Origin of the sequence: Hyphomicrobium nitrativorans NL23 (genome assembly GCF_000503895.1) — a bacterium.
Taxonomy (GTDB): Bacteria; Pseudomonadota; Alphaproteobacteria; order Rhizobiales; family Hyphomicrobiaceae; genus Hyphomicrobium_C; species Hyphomicrobium_C nitrativorans.
On sequence record NC_022997.1, the window covers coordinates 3,470,033 to 3,485,192 of the forward strand.

Below are 15,160 nucleotides of genomic sequence, written 5' to 3' on the forward strand. Positions count from 1 at the left end.
CTGGCGGACGCCGAGGTACTTTAGCCCCGAACAGGCGGCAGATGAAAGGCCGATCCCGTGCAATTCCCGCCTCAGGATGCGGCAGAACGCGCTCCGCGCTGCCCTACTCGGGATCGAACGGCTCCGTGCCCTTCGGGGCGCCGTCGGTGCCGACGGTGAGCTTTTCGACGCGCGCCTCGGCCTGCTTCAGGAGGCGGTCGCAATGCTCGCGCAGCGCTTCACCCCGCTCATAAATGGTGATGCTTTCCTCAAGCTCCACGTCCCCGCGTTCCAGACGGCTGACAATGGTCTCCAGCTCCTTCAGCGCACGCTCGAAGCTCAGCTCGCGGATATCGGAATGCTTGTTCGCCGGTTTGCTCATTCGAATACGGCCCCCTGATTCTTTGGAGCGGAATTTAGAGCTTCAGGCCCCGATCTGCACCCCTCTTGTTTCCTTTTCCAGATCAAACGGTTAGCTGCCGAGATCCATAAGTGTGCGGACATGCACGGCCACAGACTTTGCAAGCGCATCGAGATCGTAGCCGCCTTCGAGCATGGAGACGACGCGGCCATCGGCGTGTTTGTGCGCGATCTTGCCCAGTTCTTCCGTCGCCCACATGAAGTCGGCCTCGACGAGGCGAAGGCCGCCCAGGGGATCGCGGCGGTGGGCGTCGAAGCCTGCCGAGATCACGATCAGATCGGGGCCGAAGTTGTGCAGAGACGCCAGGATGCGCGAGGAAAACGCGTCGCGGAACGTCTCGCCGTCGTCGCCGGACCGCAAGGGGGCGTTCCAGATGTTGCCGACGCCTGTTTCATTCATCTCGCCGGTGCCCGGGAAGAGCGGCATCTGATGCGTCGAGCCGTAGAACAGGTTCTTGTCGCTCCAAAAGATGTCTTGCGTGCCGTTGCCGTGGTGGACGTCGAAATCGACCACCGCGACGCGTTCCGCGCCGTGCTTCGCGCGTGCGTGGTGGGCGGCGATGGCCGCGTTCGAGAACAGGCAGAAGCCCATGGGGCGGCTCTTCTCGGCGTGGTGGCCGGGCGGGCGCACCTGGCAGAATGCGTTGGCGACGCGGCCTTCCATTACCGCATCTACCGCGTCGAGACCCGCACTGACGGCGCGGAGCGAGGCTTCGAGGCTCGCGGGCGACATCACCGTGTCGCCGTCGAGGTGGATGTTGCGGCTCTCGGTTTCCGCGGTCTTGGCCGCGCCCTTAATGCGGGCGATGTGATCGGGAGGATGCGTTCTTAAGATCGCGTCCTCGACATCGTCGCGCAGCGGTGCCACGGCGCGTTCGAGCGCGTTGTAGCTCTCGTGCGCCAGCACTTTGTCGATGGCGCGCATCCGGTCCGCGCGCTCTGGATGCCCCGGCCCCGTATCGTGCTCGACAAAGACGGGGTGGGTCAGAAGCAGTGTCGCCATCGTGTCATCAGCCTTCGAGCGTTTCCAAACGTTTTTTCTTGGCCCCCATGATAGCCACGAGGCCAAGGCTGACCAGGGCTATCGGGCTCAATTTAAGCGCTGCGCCCGCGGAGCCAGTTCCATCCTCGTATCGGGGCCGTGATCAGCGCCCAGATCGAGAGCAGGCCGGTCCAGAGCAGGGCGGGAACGCCCGCAAGCGGCAGGAAGACGAGGAGAAACGCGAGGAAGCGCGCGGTGCGGGCGGCCCAATACCCGATACGGCCGGCGTATTCGGCGCGGTCTTCGGGCGGCCACAGACGCGCCCACCAGCTTCGCGTGACGGCGAGACCGATCACGCCGCACGCAAGCGCGCCGAGATAGAGATACTGGATCCAGGCCGGAATGCCCGCAACGATGCGGGCGTCCAGCTCGCGCTCGTGCGTGGCGTCGCGGGCGTAGACCGTTGCCGCGCGCACGGCGACATGGCCGGTGATGTCGCCGATCCAGGGACCCAACGTGTTCGTGATCGGCGTTGTCATGCCCGGTGCGGGAACAGCCGATAGAACGACACGGCCCAGCGATCCCGGAGACGCCTGGACCGCCAGTTCGCCGCCCCCGCCGAGGGCTGCGAGAAAATCGGCGAACGTCGCACGCGTCATCGCCTCATCGAGCCCGGTGACCGCGATGCGCTGCCAGAGCCAGTTACGCCCGCCCGGCTGATGCGCGGCGCTGGCGTGGACCAGCACCAGATTGACGTCGGAGGCTTCAGCAGCGCGCACCAGATCCTGGATGTCGAGCGACTGCTCGGGTCCGCGCGAGGGGCGGAACGAAATGCGGTTTCCCTCGATGCGACCCGAAAGGACGGCGGTCTGACCCTTGAGGCCGGACAGAGCGCCAGGCAGCAATGCAGGATCGATCTGGTCGACGAGGGCTGCGCCGGACTTGAGGTCGCGACGCGGCGCCGTCGTGAGGCGCTGCGGGCCGCCGGGCTCCAGCGCGAGCACGCGGATGCTCGTCTTGTTGAGAGGCCGGCCGAGGCGAAACGCGGCTTCCTCGAACAGGGCGCGCGTGCCGAGATCGACCGTCACGTTGGGGCGGACCTCGGCTATGAGGTCGCCACCCGCGCTTGGGCGGCGCAACGGATAGGCGTCCTTGCCGACCACGAGATGGAGATCCGCGCTCGGGAGATCGCGCAAGAGTTCGCGCCGCGCAAAGACGGAGTCGGCGCTCAGATAGAGCGCGAGCGGATCGTCCGCGGCGGCATTCGGCGCGAGCGTCGTGCGGACCCGCGCCATCTCGGCCGGCGTCGCGGCCGTAAACACCTCGCCCTCGCGGGTCGCGAACCGCCAGTGGCCCTCGGGCGTGACATGAGCGGCAAGCGCAGTGCCGCGCGCAAGGCGCGGCAGCTTGGCGACGTGGGCGACGGCCTCGTCGAGCGCGCCGAGGCCGTACCGTCCGGCCTTGAGGCCCGCCGATCCTCCGGCGTCGCCCGCCTCGCGAACGATGCGCGACAGCCAATGCGCATCGGACGGCGCGACGGACACGACGGCGAGGACGGCGAGCACAACGGTCAGGATCACCCATCGCAGACTGCGCATGTCACTCCCCTACCCCAGCTTCATCGGCTCTCGCGCTTCGCGGTCAGGCGGGCGCTAGATCGGCCGACGCGCCCAACACCGCATGGCCGCCGGACATTACGATGGCGGAAAGGCCGCCCGCACCGACGGCGATGTTCTCCGCGAAAAAGCGGGCGAGCGCGACCGACTGGCCGGCGTGTCCGCTTTCTTCGAGTTCCTGCAATGCCGCCTTGGCGAGGAAATGCCCGCCCGCGACGACGCCGAACAAGCGGAGGTAGGGCGTGGCCCCTGCGAGCGCGAGCGCGGGCGTTTTCGTCAACGCCTCGCCCATCCACCGGGTCGCTTCTTCGAGGTCCGCGACAGCCGCGGCGAGGCGTTCGCCCGCGCGGCCCAGCTCCGGGCGGTTCTCGCCCTTGAGGCGGCGCGCGGTCACTTCGAATTCCGCGATCACGTTTTCGATCACGCGACCTTCACCGAGCGGCAGCTTGCGCGTGACGAGATCGATGGCCTGAATGCCGTTGGTACCTTCGTAGATCGGCAGGATGCGCGCATCGCGATAGGGCTGGGCCGCGCCCGTTTCCTCGATGAAGCCCATGCCTCCGTGCACCTGGATGCCAAGCGATGCCACCTCGCAGCCGATGTCGGTGGAGAATGCCTTCGCGACGGGCGTGAAGAGCGCGGCACGGTCGGCGGCGGTTCTGCGGGCGGCTTCGTCGGAAGCGTTGTGCGAGGTGTCGATCTCGCGGGCGGTGGCGTAACAGATGGCGCGCGCGGCACGCGTCATCGCCTTCATCGTCAGCACCATGCGGCGCACGTCGGGATGCTCGGCAATCGGCACCATGCCGCCTGCGCGCACGCCGTAGGCGCGGCCCTGGCGGCGTTCTTCGGCATAGCGCTCGGCGGCTTGGGTTGCGCGCTCTGCAATCGCCACGCCCTGGATGCCGACGGCGAGACGGGCCGCGTTCATCATCACGAACATGGTGTTGAGGCCGCGGTTTTCCTCACCCACGAGATAGCCAACGGCGCCCTCGCCCCGCTCTCCGAACTTCATCACGGCGGTGGGGCTGCCGTGAATACCGAGCTTATGCTCAAGGCCCGCGCAGATGACGTCGTTCTCGCCGCCGAGCGATCCGTCATCGCCGACGAGACGCTTGGGCACCACGAACAGCGAGATGCCGCGCGTGCCTTCGGGCGCGTCGGGCAAGCGCGCGAGCACGAGATGGACGATGTTCTCGGTCAGGTCGTGATCGCCATACGTGATGAAAATCTTGGTGCCGAAGATGCGGTACGTGCCGTCGTCGCGGCGCTCGGCGCGGGTCGAGATGGGGCCGAGGTCGGAGCCCGCATGCGGCTCGGTCAGGTTCATGGTGCCCGTCCACTCGCCGCTCACCATGCGTGGCAGATAGAGCGCTTTGAGCTCGTCCGATCCGCCGGCTGCGAGCGCGTCGATAGCGCCTTGCGTGAGCAGCGGGCAGAGGCCGAACGACAAGTTCGCGCCGTTCCACATCTCGCAGACGGCCATGGCCACCGTTTCGGGCAGCTCCTGCCCGCCGAACTCGGCCGGGCACGGCAGTGCGCTCCAGCCCGCCTCGCGAAACGCCGTGTAGGCTTCCTTCCAGCCTGGAGGCGTCGTCACGTTTCCTTCCACCCAGCGCGAGGGTGTGCGATCTCCGGCCGCGTTCAATGGCGCGAGCTTTTCGGACGCGAACTTTCCAGCCTCCTCCAGGACGGCCCGCAGCGTCTCCTCGTCGAGCTCGCCATACGCGCCCTTATCCATCTCTTCGGAAAGGCCCGCCGCCGTCTTGAGCGCGAGGAGGATGTCGTCTACTGGAGCCTCATACGTCATAGGTTCTCCTTTCCCGGGGGGAGCCTGAATTTTTTACCGTTGCGGCGTGCGGCGCATCATCGTCGGGAAGGCCAGCCCGCGCAACGGAGCAACAGCGACCCATTCCTCATGACCGTGCGAGCACCCGATCCCACCGCCATCGAAGACGCCGCGCGGCTTCTCAACGAGGGTGAGCTTGTGGCCTTTCCGACGGAGACCGTCTACGGCCTCGGCGCGGATGCCACCAACGGACGCGCCGTCGCAGCCGTGTTCGCGACCAAGGGGCGGCCGCAGTTCAACCCGCTGATCGTGCATGTGCCCGATCTCGCGGCCGCCGAGCGGATCGCGGTGGTGGGGCCGCACGCGCGCCTTCTGGCGGAGGTGTTTTGGCCGGGGCCGCTGACGATGGTTCTCAAGCGCCGTGCGGAGAGCGGATTGTCGGATCTCGTGACGGCGGGGCTCGACACGGTGGCCGTACGAGTGCCCTCCCATCCGGTTGCGCAGGCGCTTCTCGCCGCCACGGGCAAGCCGCTTGCCGCACCTTCCGCCAATCGCAGCGGGCGCGTCAGCCCGACGAGCGCGCAGCATGTGGCGGACGATTTCGGCAGCGACGTGCGGCTCGTCCTCGACGGCGGCAATACGGGATACGGCGTCGAAAGCACGGTGGTGGATGCGTCGCGCTTCGACGGCATCCGGCTGCTGCGCCCCGGTGCGGTGACGCGTGGCGCGCTCCAGGCGGTGCTGATGGGGCCGTTCGCGGAAGACGATGCGCCGGACGCGGCACGCCCGACCTCCCCCGGCCAGCTCGCGAGCCATTATGCGCCGAATGCGCTGCTGCGGCTCGACGCGACCGACGTTCGGCCCGGGGAAGCGTTGCTCGCGTTCGGACCGAACCCTCCGGCGACGGATGGGGCTGCGATCAATCTCAGCGCGAAGGGCGATCTCGCCGAGGCCGCGGCGGCGTTGTTCGCTTCCCTGCGCGAACTCGACCGCTCGGGCGTCGCGGCCATCGCGGTGATGCCCATTCCGGATCACGGTCTCGGGGAAGCGATCAACGACCGGCTTCGGCGCGCGGCCGCGCCTCGCTAGACGGGGCTGCGCCTCGCTTTAGGCTCCAAACCCAATCAGGATGGCATCACGACGCGAGGGCTTTTGTTCGTCTGGCAGGAGCGAGGTCGCAGCAAACCTCTATGGTTTGCAAGACCTTGCGACGTGCTGGAAGCACGCCTCCGGCATGAACCAGACGGGCAAAAGAGCCGCGCGGCTCCGCCGTGAGACAAGATTGGCCGATGGCGGCGTCGAAACGCTCGACCGATGCGTAGGCATCGCTCTTCGCGCTTCTCCTGGCCCTCGGCCAATCTTGTCTCATCGTGACGCCATCCTGATTGGGTTTGGAGCCTAGCACTGAGACCGGCAGCTCAGACGGCATCGTTGACGGGCGGCGGTGCATTGCGAGGCGCTGAGGCCCGCGCACGACACCGACTGGCACTGGCTGCCACAGCGGCCGATGCAGTCGCGCCCGATCGTGGATGGGCGTGCGACGCCGGGGCTGATCTCGCCGGGCGCGGACGGAAGGCGAGGTCCGGGCTCCACGCGCGGAGCGGGCAGGAACTGCGGGCGCGGCGTGATCCGAGTTGGGGGTGCGGGGCGCGGATTGGGGCGAATTCCAGGGACGATGGGATCGCGGACCGATTGGGCTTCGGCGGGAGCGGACGTCGCAACTCCAAGCGTGGCGACGCCGGCAACGGCCGCGAGCCCGCATAGAATCACTGGAACGATATGCCTGAGATGACCGGCTCTTTGCCGAAGGCGGCCAAAGCCTGTAAAGGGATCGAAATGAAAGATGGCATAAAATATGCGATCTGTTCTTTCGCGAAACCGTCCGTCCATGTCGTCCTCCGTTCGCCCCGCATCAAGCGATTTTCTTTCCCGCCTGACGGCCATCGTCGGAGCCGACAACGCCATTGCGGACCCGGCAGAGCAAGCGCCCTACCTTAGCGAATGGCGCGACCTTTATATGGGCCGCACACCGCTCATCGTTAAGCCCGCCTCTACGGACGAGGTTTCGCGCGTGTTGGCGCTTGCTAATGCCGAGGGCGTCGGCATCGTCCCGCAGGGCGGCAACACCGGCCTCGTCGGCGGGCAGATCCCGCGCGAGACCGGCTGCGACATCGTGCTGTCGCTGAAGCGTATGCGGCGCATTCGAGCCATCGATCCCGCCGGCACGGCGATGACGGTCGACGCCGGACTCACGCTCGCGGACGTGCAGGATGCCGCGCGCAAGGCCGGACGGATGTTTCCGCTCGGGCTCGCCTCCGAGGGCAGCGCCACCATCGGCGGCAATCTCGCGACCAACGCAGGCGGGCATCAGGTGCTGGCGTACGGCCCGACGCGATCTCTCGTCTACGGGCTCGAAGTGGTGCTCGCGGACGGACAGGTGTGGGACGGGCTTCGGACGCTCAAAAAGGACAACACAGGCTACGATCTGCGCGACCTGTTCGTCGGATCGGAAGGCACGCTCGGCGTCATCACGGCAGCGACGCTGAAGCTCTTTCCGGAACCGGACGAGCGGACGACGGCGTTCGTCTCGCTGCCGAGCCTCGACGCCCTGCTCCCATTTTTCCAGCTTGCGGAACGCCGTGCCGGGGCGGCGCTCACCGCGTTCGAGTTCATGTGCGATCTCATCGTTTCGTTCGTCGTACAGCACATCCCAGGCACGCGCCATCCGCTCGCGGACGACGCCCCGTGGTTCGTATTGCTGGAGCTTTCGGGCGCGGAGGGCAGCACGGCGACGCCGATGGAACGGCTTCTCGGAGAGGCCAGCGAGGCGGGGCTCGTGAGCGATGCCGTTGTCGCGCAGTCGCTGACCCAGGCCGAGGTGCTGTGGAAGATCAGGGAAGCCGCGTCGGAAGCGCAGAAGGGCGAGGGCGGCTCCATCAAGCACGACATCTCGGTGCCGATCGCGCGCGTGCCGGAGTTGCTTGTGAAAGCGGGGGAGGCCGTTCAGCGCGTTTGCCCCGGTGCGCGTCCGGTTCCCTTCGGGCATTTCGGCGATGGCAACGTGCATTACAACGTTTCGCAGCCGACCGGCATGGCGCGCGCCGACTACCTCGCGCTCTGGGATGCGATGGCGCACGCCGTGCACGACGTTACCGTCTCGCTCGGCGGATCGATCTCTGCCGAACACGGCATCGGCCGTCTCAAAGCGGCGGAGCTTGTGCGTGTGAAGAGCCCCGTCGAGATCGAACTCATGCGCCGCCTCAAGACAGCACTCGATCCCAAAGGCATTCTCAATCCGGGGAAGTTGCTTGCGCCGTAAGCGGCAGAGCCGACATCGCAGCCGCCGTCTCGTTTAAGCGTAAACAAGCACGTCCGGGGGATGCTATCCCCCGGGTCCATGCCTGCGGTTGCGCGGAAAACGCCTTCGCTATCTTTTTCTGGCTGCGCGCATCAGCCGGCACGGGCGCGCCTCGACCGAACAACTGATAGTGCCGCTGCCACGCGAGCAACTTTGTGCGCGCCCGGCCGCGTTTCTAAAGCTCGCCCACGCGCTGCCGTACTCGAAATCGGTGAAGCTCTGCCAAGATGCGATCGCTTCCCGCTGGGCGGCGGCCTGCGTCGCGCCGGTGCCGTTCCCGTAGTGCGTGTGATCGGTCATGCACATCTTGTTACCGACGCGAGCTTGCGAATGCATGTTCGAAAACCCTGTCTCGTATGCGATCGACGGCGCAAAACTCGCGCCCAACACGACCGCTGCAAAACCGAAGCGGAAATAAGCGCCGGTCTTCATTTTCGAGCCTCCCTGGTGCCCACTGAAGCAGTGTAGATGTTCTCATTTCTGACAGATTCAGGCACGGCGCTCGACGGTCTCCCGCCGAAAAACCTCGGCGCGAGGTAAAGACATCACACCTCTGACTTGGAGCAGTGGCGAATCACTCACTCGATGTTGAGCGCCATGCTCATACGCACCAAATCGGCAATCGAACGGGCGTTCATTTTCGTCATCACCCACGTGCGGTGGATCTCCACGGTCCGCGGACTGATGCCAAGCTCCTGGCCGATTTCCTTATTGGACAACCCCCGAATCAGAAGCCGCATCGTATCGCGCTGCCGCTCGGAGAGGGACTCGTAACGGCTGCGGAGGTCCTCGCGTTCGAGCCGCTCCTTGAGCGAGCTCTCGGAGGCTACCAGCGCGTTGCGGACGCTCGCCACGAAACGGTCGTTGTTGAACGGCTTCTCGACGAAATCGAAGGCGCCGAGCTTGATCGCCTGCACGGCCAGTTCGACATCGCCATGGCCGGTGAGCAGCAAGACCGGCCGCGGATCGCCCTGCGTCTGCAACGTGCGCAGGAGATCGAGGCCCGAGACCTCCGGCATCCTGACATCGCTCACGATGCAGCCCGGCTCGAACTCGGCAGCAAGGAACTGCTCGGCCCCTTCGTAGCAGCGTACCGCGAGGCCATGCGTTTCGAGCAGCATGGAAACGGCATCGCGCACGGACGCCTCATCGTCGATGACGCTTACTGTTTTCACGCTCGGCCTCCTTTTCCATCGGCAGCCTCAGCACGACGCGCGCGCCGCGCGGCGATGTCGCAATGGCGAGCCCGCCGCCATGCGCCTCGGCTATGGAACGGGCCACGGCAAGGCCGAGGCCCGATCCTTCGGGTTTGGTCGTCGTGAACGGCGTCGGCTCGTTCACGTCGTATCCTGGCGGGAAGCCGGGCCCGTCGTCCCGGACTTCGATCAAGACGTCGTGCTCCGGCGACAACGCGACTTTTGCCTCGATGGTCCCCCCGCGGCCGACGCCCAGCATGGCCTCTGCCGCGTTGACGATCAAATTGTGCGTCGCTTGCTGAAGTTGAACCCCGTCCGCGCGAATAATCGGGAATCCCGGCGCGATCGCGAACGAGAGGCGAATGCCCTTCTTCGCCAGATCCTCGCCCAAAAGGGTTTCCAGCTCCTCCAGCTTAGCGGCGAGATCGACGCTATTTTTCGAGAGCGTCCCCTTTTTCAGAAGCTCGCGAATGCCGCGCAGAACTTCGGTTGCTCGTTCGCTTTCGGCGTGGATCTTGCCGACCGCCCGCTTGGCGAGATCGAGATTGCCCTCCTCCATCGCCTTCGACGCTATGCCGGAATACGCGGTAAGCGCGGTCAGCGGCTGGTTGATCTCGTGAGCGATGGTGGCTGCGACCTCACCGGCGGAGCGCACACGCAAGGCGCGATTGATCGCGGCCTGCTGGTCGCGCAGGCGCGCGGCGGCGTCCTCCCGCTCGGCGACAATGGTGCCGACGATGAGGCCCGTAACCGCGAGCGCCGTCATCAAAACCTGCAGCGCGCCGAGGCCGGGATCGGGTCCGAAACGGATTTCGGCGCCGATGATCAGGCCGAGCTGGATAAAGAGCAGCGCGACCGACGAACCGGGCGGACCATAGCTCAGTGCGATCCAGAGCAACGGGATGAAGAGCAGATAGAAGAGCTGGAACGCGGTGGCCTCCCGATAGCCGAAGACGATGGCCAACATCAGGAAAAGGGTGAGAAACTGGACCACGGCCAATGGACCCACCGTGGGCCAAGGACGGTACGTCACCGCCAACAGCACGAGCGGCGCGATGACGAGGATGCCGATGACATCGCCCAGCGCCGCACGCCAGGCGACCGCGATCACCTCAGTCTGAAAGATCGTCCCAGTACTTAGAAGGATCAGGACGTAAAGAGTTGCAGCGACCGTCGCTCCGGCTGCGGCCACACCGCTCAACGTCAGCGCGTCGCGCACGTAGCGAAATCTGGGGTCGAAGGCCGTAATACGCTGCAGGACAAGCCCGGCCACGAGGTAGGTGCCTCCCAGCGCGAGCGACAGGACCAGCTCCAGGCCCACACCAAGCGCCGAGCCGCGAACGATGGCATCCGCCAGAAACGGGGCGATCAGGACGAAGGGAGCGTAAAACCATCCTCCGAGAAAAATCACCGCGATACTCAAGCCGGGAGGCGGGTTCCAGGGCGTGATCCCGAGCCCGCGATAGGGCTTCACGAAACTCACGTAGTCGAGCGCCACGTACGCCGCGAGGAAGGCCACGCCGATGAGAAGCCTTTGATAAATGCGGGCGTCCATCATCGGATCTGCCGAATTTCCCTTCATTTTTTTGCCCGCACGCAGGCAAGAATCCTGTTGCCGTCCCTTAGAGCACAAACGTCGCCTGAGGATCGCATTGCGGGCGCCGGTGTCGCACCGATCCGCTATGATTTCACCAACTCATTGTAATGAAAAGATTATTGTTGACGTGTCTCCAAACGGAACAGCGCACGTCTCTTCCCGCCCGCCAGATCTCCACACGAATACGTAAAAATACCTACGTGGAGTATCTACGTACTCTTGCCAATTGCTGCCCAGGGGCCAAACCCCCCAAGTTCCTCGTCACCAACTTAGGCATTAACCTATTCAACGGAGGAACCGATGAATCACGCTCCCCTTGAGGCCGTGCCCGACCATCGCCTGCCTTCGGCCCAATCCCAAGGTTTTGCCCACGTCATGGTGGTGCCGTTCTCCGATCCCTATTCCACGGGACCGCTCACGGCCTCGGCCGATCTGGTCCCGCCGGCCCGGCCGCACGGCCTTCGTCGCGCGTCCATCGCGGGTTGCCCCGAGCCTGCCGCCGGTTAAGGTAGGAGACGCCGAACGATGCCTCGCGGAGTTAAGCTGTTCGATCTCGCTCTCGTCGCGTCCGCCGTTGTGATCTTGTCGTTCGGATTTATATCCTGAGACGAACAGGGTTGGAGGCCCTCCGGGCCTCCCCGTTGAGCTTGAGATTAAAAGGATAACGGTGGTGCTCGATGGGGCCGGACAGGTAGACTTTTTCCTGGACCACGCTCTCGAAATGCGCCCCGCACGTCCGGGCACCGAGCCCACTCCCCCCTCTCTGCTCCGACCGCCTCCTTCCGTTTGGAGCGAGCTTTCACGCGCTTCTCCTGCTGGTGAAGACTGCGGGCGCACCCGCGCGTCCCCTTCCTACGCGCCTCCCTGATCGGACCTGGAACCGTTCCGATTTTAGTGGAATCGCAGAACGGCCCTGAGCGGCCGCGCCTTCCCACTTTTTGCGAACGTCTCGTGACGGTCGTCGCCCGACAGGGCATTCGCCTGAAGGCCGAAGACGCCTTCGATCACCACCCCATATGCTTGCAGGGAGAACAGGCCAATGGAGCATACGAACAACGTCAAGCATTTCGGAAACGGCGCCGGTGTGCGGACCGCCAACAGCGCCAAGGCGTGCTTCGACAGCATCTATTCGCATCCGGACCCGCGGGAGTATTATCGCGTTCTCGGTGGCCTCAACTACGTCATCCCGGACTTGGCCAAAGGCATCTTCCGTAACTTGATCGCGGCGCTGGAAGATCTCAAAGGACGGCCGATCAAGGTTCTCGATATCGGATGCAGCTACGGCAACAACGCCGCACTGATCCGTTTTCCCTTGGAATTCGCCTCGCTCCAGCAACGCTACATGGATCTTCAGAACGCGGAAATCTCCACCCGCGAACTGATCGCGCTGGATCGCCATTTCTACGCGTCCTGGCCGAAACACGACGTCGAGATCGTCGGATGCGACGTGTCGCAGCCCGCCATCGACTTCGCGCGCACGGTCGGCCTCATCGATGCCGGCGTGACGCAAAATCTTGAGCAGGAGGACCTCTCCCAGGCCAGCCGGGATGCGTTGCGCGGTGTCGATCTCATCATCTCGACAGGCGCCATCGGCTACGTCACGGAGCGCACGCTGTCACGCGTGCTCGACGCGATCGGCGAGCCCAGGCCCTGGATCGCGTCGTTCGTGCTTCGCATGTTCCCTTACGACCGCTTCGCCAGCCTCCTCGATCAGCACGGACACGTGACCGAAAAGCTCAGCGGCGTCACGTTCGTGCAGCGGCGCTTCCAATCGGAGGAGGAGTTCCGCAAAGTTCTTCATCAGCTCGAAGCGCTCGGCATCGACAGCCGGAACAAGGAAGCGGAGGGGCTCTTCCACTCGGAGTTCTACCTGTCGCGGCCTTCGGGCGATTGCACCGAGCATCCCATCGAGGATCTCGCGTCCGTCAGCTCGGGGATTTGCCTGCCCTACGGGCGGCGTTTCCGGCTCGGAGAGGACAGCGTCGTGCGCTTCTCGCCCTGACCGACGCAGCTCGTGCCGCTGCCACACGCGGCGGCGCGGGCTCTTCCCGGCACTCTTATCGTGTCAAACCGCCGTCTGCCTTTGCTGCCACGTTTACGCCGGCGACGATCGCGTCGGCCGTGTATTCGGCCGCGCATCGGTAGCCCATGTCCGAAAGGCGAAAGCGATCCGCGGTGAGATGCGACCAGGACGGGTGCGTGCGCGCGAGATCCGCCATTGCATCGTAGCGGTTGACGCGCAGGACGTGTTTTTCGCTCGCCACCGCCGCCACGCGATCCACGATGCCGGTATATCCTTCGTCGTCCGATAAGCGCGCCACGTATTGAGGATCGACGAGCACGACGTCGATCTTATGGCTGGCGAGCCAGCCCAGTGTCTCGCGGAGACGGTCGGCGAAGCCATCGGCATCGAGCCGAGCTACCGCATCGTTGGTTCCGACCTGCCAGACGAGCAGGTCCGGCCTCAGCCGGGTCACCTCCGCCTTGAGGCGCTCGGCCGCGTCGCCGGCGACGGCACCTTCCTGCGTGCGCGCAATGATCTCGACGTCAACGCCGCTCGCTTCAAGGTCGCGTTCGAGTTCGCTCGGATAGCTGGCGATCGGGGACGAGGTGTCGGCTGAAAGCACCGACGATGGGCCCAGCGAGACAATGCGGGCCGGTCTTTGTTCCATGAGCGCCCGACGCACGGAAGGAAGCGGCGCGTGGCCTTCGAACGGAGCGCTCGCGACGCGACATTGCGCCGAGAGCGCACGCGCCTCCACCACAACACCGTCGATCCTCAAAGGCGCAGGGCCGTGCGAGATCGCGGATGGCGCCGCTTGCCTTTCGGGCGTCGCCCTGTCGGTACCGAAATGAAAGCCGAGCGCGATTGCAAATCCGCTTGCTAGGAGGACGAGGGCTGCAATTCGGCGATCCATGCCGTCACTCTCAATACCACGAGCCCAACAATCACGATCCCCGTATCAAACAGAAAGCCCGGCTCGCCGACGTAACGCGCGATCTGTCCGGCAAGCGCGAGCAACGAGGCCATACAGAACACGATAAGCGAGTTGCGGCCCAAGCTGCTGAAGTAACGCACCATGGGAGCCGTCGAGCGAGCGAGTATAGGAAACAGAGGATAGAACGCAATCGCGACGGCCACGATGTTCAAGATGCGGACGGGCGAGAGAAATTGCTTATCGAAAAGAAAGAAAAAGCGCGGATGGGGAACGGCCATCGGATCTGGGCGATAGTCCATCCAAACGATACCCGTCCCCATCGCGACGACAACCAGAGACACCGGCCATAGGCGCGAGACAACGGACCGCCACTGACTGGGATGCGTTTGTTGCAGCGTGATGACGGCAAAGCCGAGCACGACGAGAACTTGCCAGGAGAGAGGATTGAAGAACCACGCGCCTTGGGCGGGCCAGCTCGGCAGTTGGAGCTGCCACGTGAGTGTTGCAGCATAGAGCGCAAAGGACGCGGCGAGGGCGGCCGCGAGCGAACGGCGCGCAATGACGACGAACACGAGCGCCAACAGCAAGAGGACAACATAGAGCGGCAGAATGTTGAAATAGCCGATCTGGTAGGTGAGGAGCACCAGCCCGATAGAGGCGCGCGCCGTGTCGGAAAATACCGGCCCCGCGCCGTGCCACTCGATCAGCAGCGGATCGTTGAACGCAATGGCTCCGGCCGCAAGCATCGCGATGGCGACGGAGATGATAACGATCTGCGCCTGCCAGATCTCGAATGCGCGCGAGAGGAGGCGCACGATCACCTGCTGCAACGGTTTCGTACCGGCCTTGCCGCCCGCGACGAACGCAAGCGAGCAGCCGGCGAGGAACACGAAAAGCTCCGCCGCGTCCGAAATGGCATAATCGCGAAGCGTCAGGTGCGAATAGACCATGCCCGGGACATGGTTGATGAAAATCATCACCAGCGCGACACCCCGCCAGAAATCAATCGCATTGGGCGCCCGCATCCCCACTCCCGACCTATGAATTTTCCCCGATCCCCTGGGCGTTTAAGCGCATATTCGTGTGGCCACACAAGCGCGTCTCGACGGCGTTTTTGACGCGGCCTTGTCTTTTTCGATGTCCGTGACCAGGGGGCAGGCAGTTTGCCCGATCGATAAGCGATCTCTGGTGAAGGCCGCCGACGTTTGGGCGATATATTTCGCCCGCGCGGCCTTGAGGTCGGGGTTGGTCTTCCTATCTACGCCTCGTTCAGGACAAGTGGCTTGG

At 64.8% G+C, this 15,160-nt stretch carries 13 protein-coding genes; 4 read left to right on the forward strand and 9 right to left on the reverse strand.

Going from position 1 to position 15,160, the window contains the following annotated elements; all coding sequences use genetic code 11:
• Nucleotides 1-103: 103 nt before the first annotated feature.
• From W911_RS16200 to W911_RS16215, 4 genes are all read right to left on the reverse strand, one after another.
• Complete coding sequence (locus W911_RS16200; protein WP_023788622.1) at nt 104-361, reverse strand: exodeoxyribonuclease VII small subunit; 258 nt, start codon at nt 359-361, stop codon at nt 104-106.
• A gap of 90 nt (nt 362-451) precedes the next feature.
• Nucleotides 452-1,402: a histone deacetylase family protein gene (locus W911_RS16205; RefSeq protein ID WP_023788623.1), complete on the reverse strand. Its 951-nt coding sequence runs from the start codon at nt 1,400-1,402 to the stop codon at nt 452-454.
• Nucleotides 1,403-1,494: 92 nt separating this feature from the next.
• Entirely contained in the window at nt 1,495-2,979 is a 1,485-nt protein-coding gene (locus W911_RS16210) for a hypothetical protein (protein ID WP_023788624.1), read from the reverse strand.
• A 43-nt stretch (nt 2,980-3,022) separates the two neighbouring features.
• Nucleotides 3,023-4,804 (reverse strand): acyl-CoA dehydrogenase family protein, encoded by a 1,782-nt coding sequence (locus tag W911_RS16215; RefSeq protein WP_023788625.1) that lies wholly within the window; start codon nt 4,802-4,804, stop codon nt 3,023-3,025.
• Between the two features lie 108 nt (nt 4,805-4,912).
• On the opposite strand from W911_RS16215, the gene W911_RS16220 reads away from it, so the two are divergent.
• Nucleotides 4,913-5,872, forward strand: a complete 960-nt coding sequence (locus W911_RS16220; RefSeq protein ID WP_023788626.1) for an L-threonylcarbamoyladenylate synthase — start codon at nt 4,913-4,915, stop codon at nt 5,870-5,872.
• A 799-nt stretch (nt 5,873-6,671) separates the two neighbouring features.
• Nucleotides 6,672-8,102, forward strand: a complete 1,431-nt coding sequence (locus W911_RS16225; RefSeq protein ID WP_023788627.1) for an FAD-binding oxidoreductase — start codon at nt 6,672-6,674, stop codon at nt 8,100-8,102.
• A gap of 108 nt (nt 8,103-8,210) precedes the next feature.
• On the opposite strand, the gene W911_RS16230 is transcribed toward W911_RS16225, so the two are convergent.
• The 3 genes from W911_RS16230 to W911_RS16240 form a co-directional block, all read right to left on the reverse strand.
• Complete coding sequence (locus tag W911_RS16230; RefSeq protein ID WP_023788628.1) at nt 8,211-8,573, reverse strand: hypothetical protein; 363 nt, start codon at nt 8,571-8,573, stop codon at nt 8,211-8,213.
• Nucleotides 8,574-8,719: 146 nt separating this feature from the next.
• Nucleotides 8,720-9,316, reverse strand: a complete 597-nt coding sequence (locus W911_RS16235) for a response regulator transcription factor (RefSeq protein WP_023788629.1) — start codon at nt 9,314-9,316, stop codon at nt 8,720-8,722.
• Nucleotides 9,288-10,919: an ATP-binding protein gene (locus W911_RS16240; protein ID WP_023788630.1), complete on the reverse strand. Its 1,632-nt coding sequence runs from the start codon at nt 10,917-10,919 to the stop codon at nt 9,288-9,290. The genes W911_RS16235 and W911_RS16240 overlap by 29 nt, the downstream gene beginning before the upstream one ends.
• 315 nt (nt 10,920-11,234) lie before the next feature.
• Between W911_RS16240 and W911_RS16245 the strand changes: the two genes are divergently transcribed.
• The gene (locus W911_RS16245) at nt 11,235-11,441 is read left to right on the forward strand and encodes a hypothetical protein (protein ID WP_023788631.1); all 207 of its coding nucleotides are present in this window, start codon (nt 11,235-11,237) and stop codon (nt 11,439-11,441) included.
• A 532-nt stretch (nt 11,442-11,973) separates the two neighbouring features.
• Nucleotides 11,974-12,936, forward strand: coding sequence for a class I SAM-dependent methyltransferase (locus W911_RS16250; protein WP_023788633.1), 963 nt, complete (start codon nt 11,974-11,976; stop codon nt 12,934-12,936).
• A gap of 55 nt (nt 12,937-12,991) precedes the next feature.
• Here the strand turns inward: W911_RS16250 and W911_RS16255 are convergent, their stop codons facing one another.
• Together W911_RS16255 and W911_RS16260 are read right to left on the reverse strand one after the other, a co-directional pair.
• Nucleotides 12,992-13,852, reverse strand: coding sequence for an SGNH/GDSL hydrolase family protein (locus W911_RS16255; RefSeq protein ID WP_023788634.1), 861 nt, complete (start codon nt 13,850-13,852; stop codon nt 12,992-12,994).
• Nucleotides 13,819-14,898: an OpgC family protein gene (locus tag W911_RS16260; protein WP_023788635.1), complete on the reverse strand. Its 1,080-nt coding sequence runs from the start codon at nt 14,896-14,898 to the stop codon at nt 13,819-13,821. The genes W911_RS16255 and W911_RS16260 overlap by 34 nt, the downstream gene beginning before the upstream one ends.
• Between the last annotated feature and the right edge of the window lie 262 nt (nt 14,899-15,160).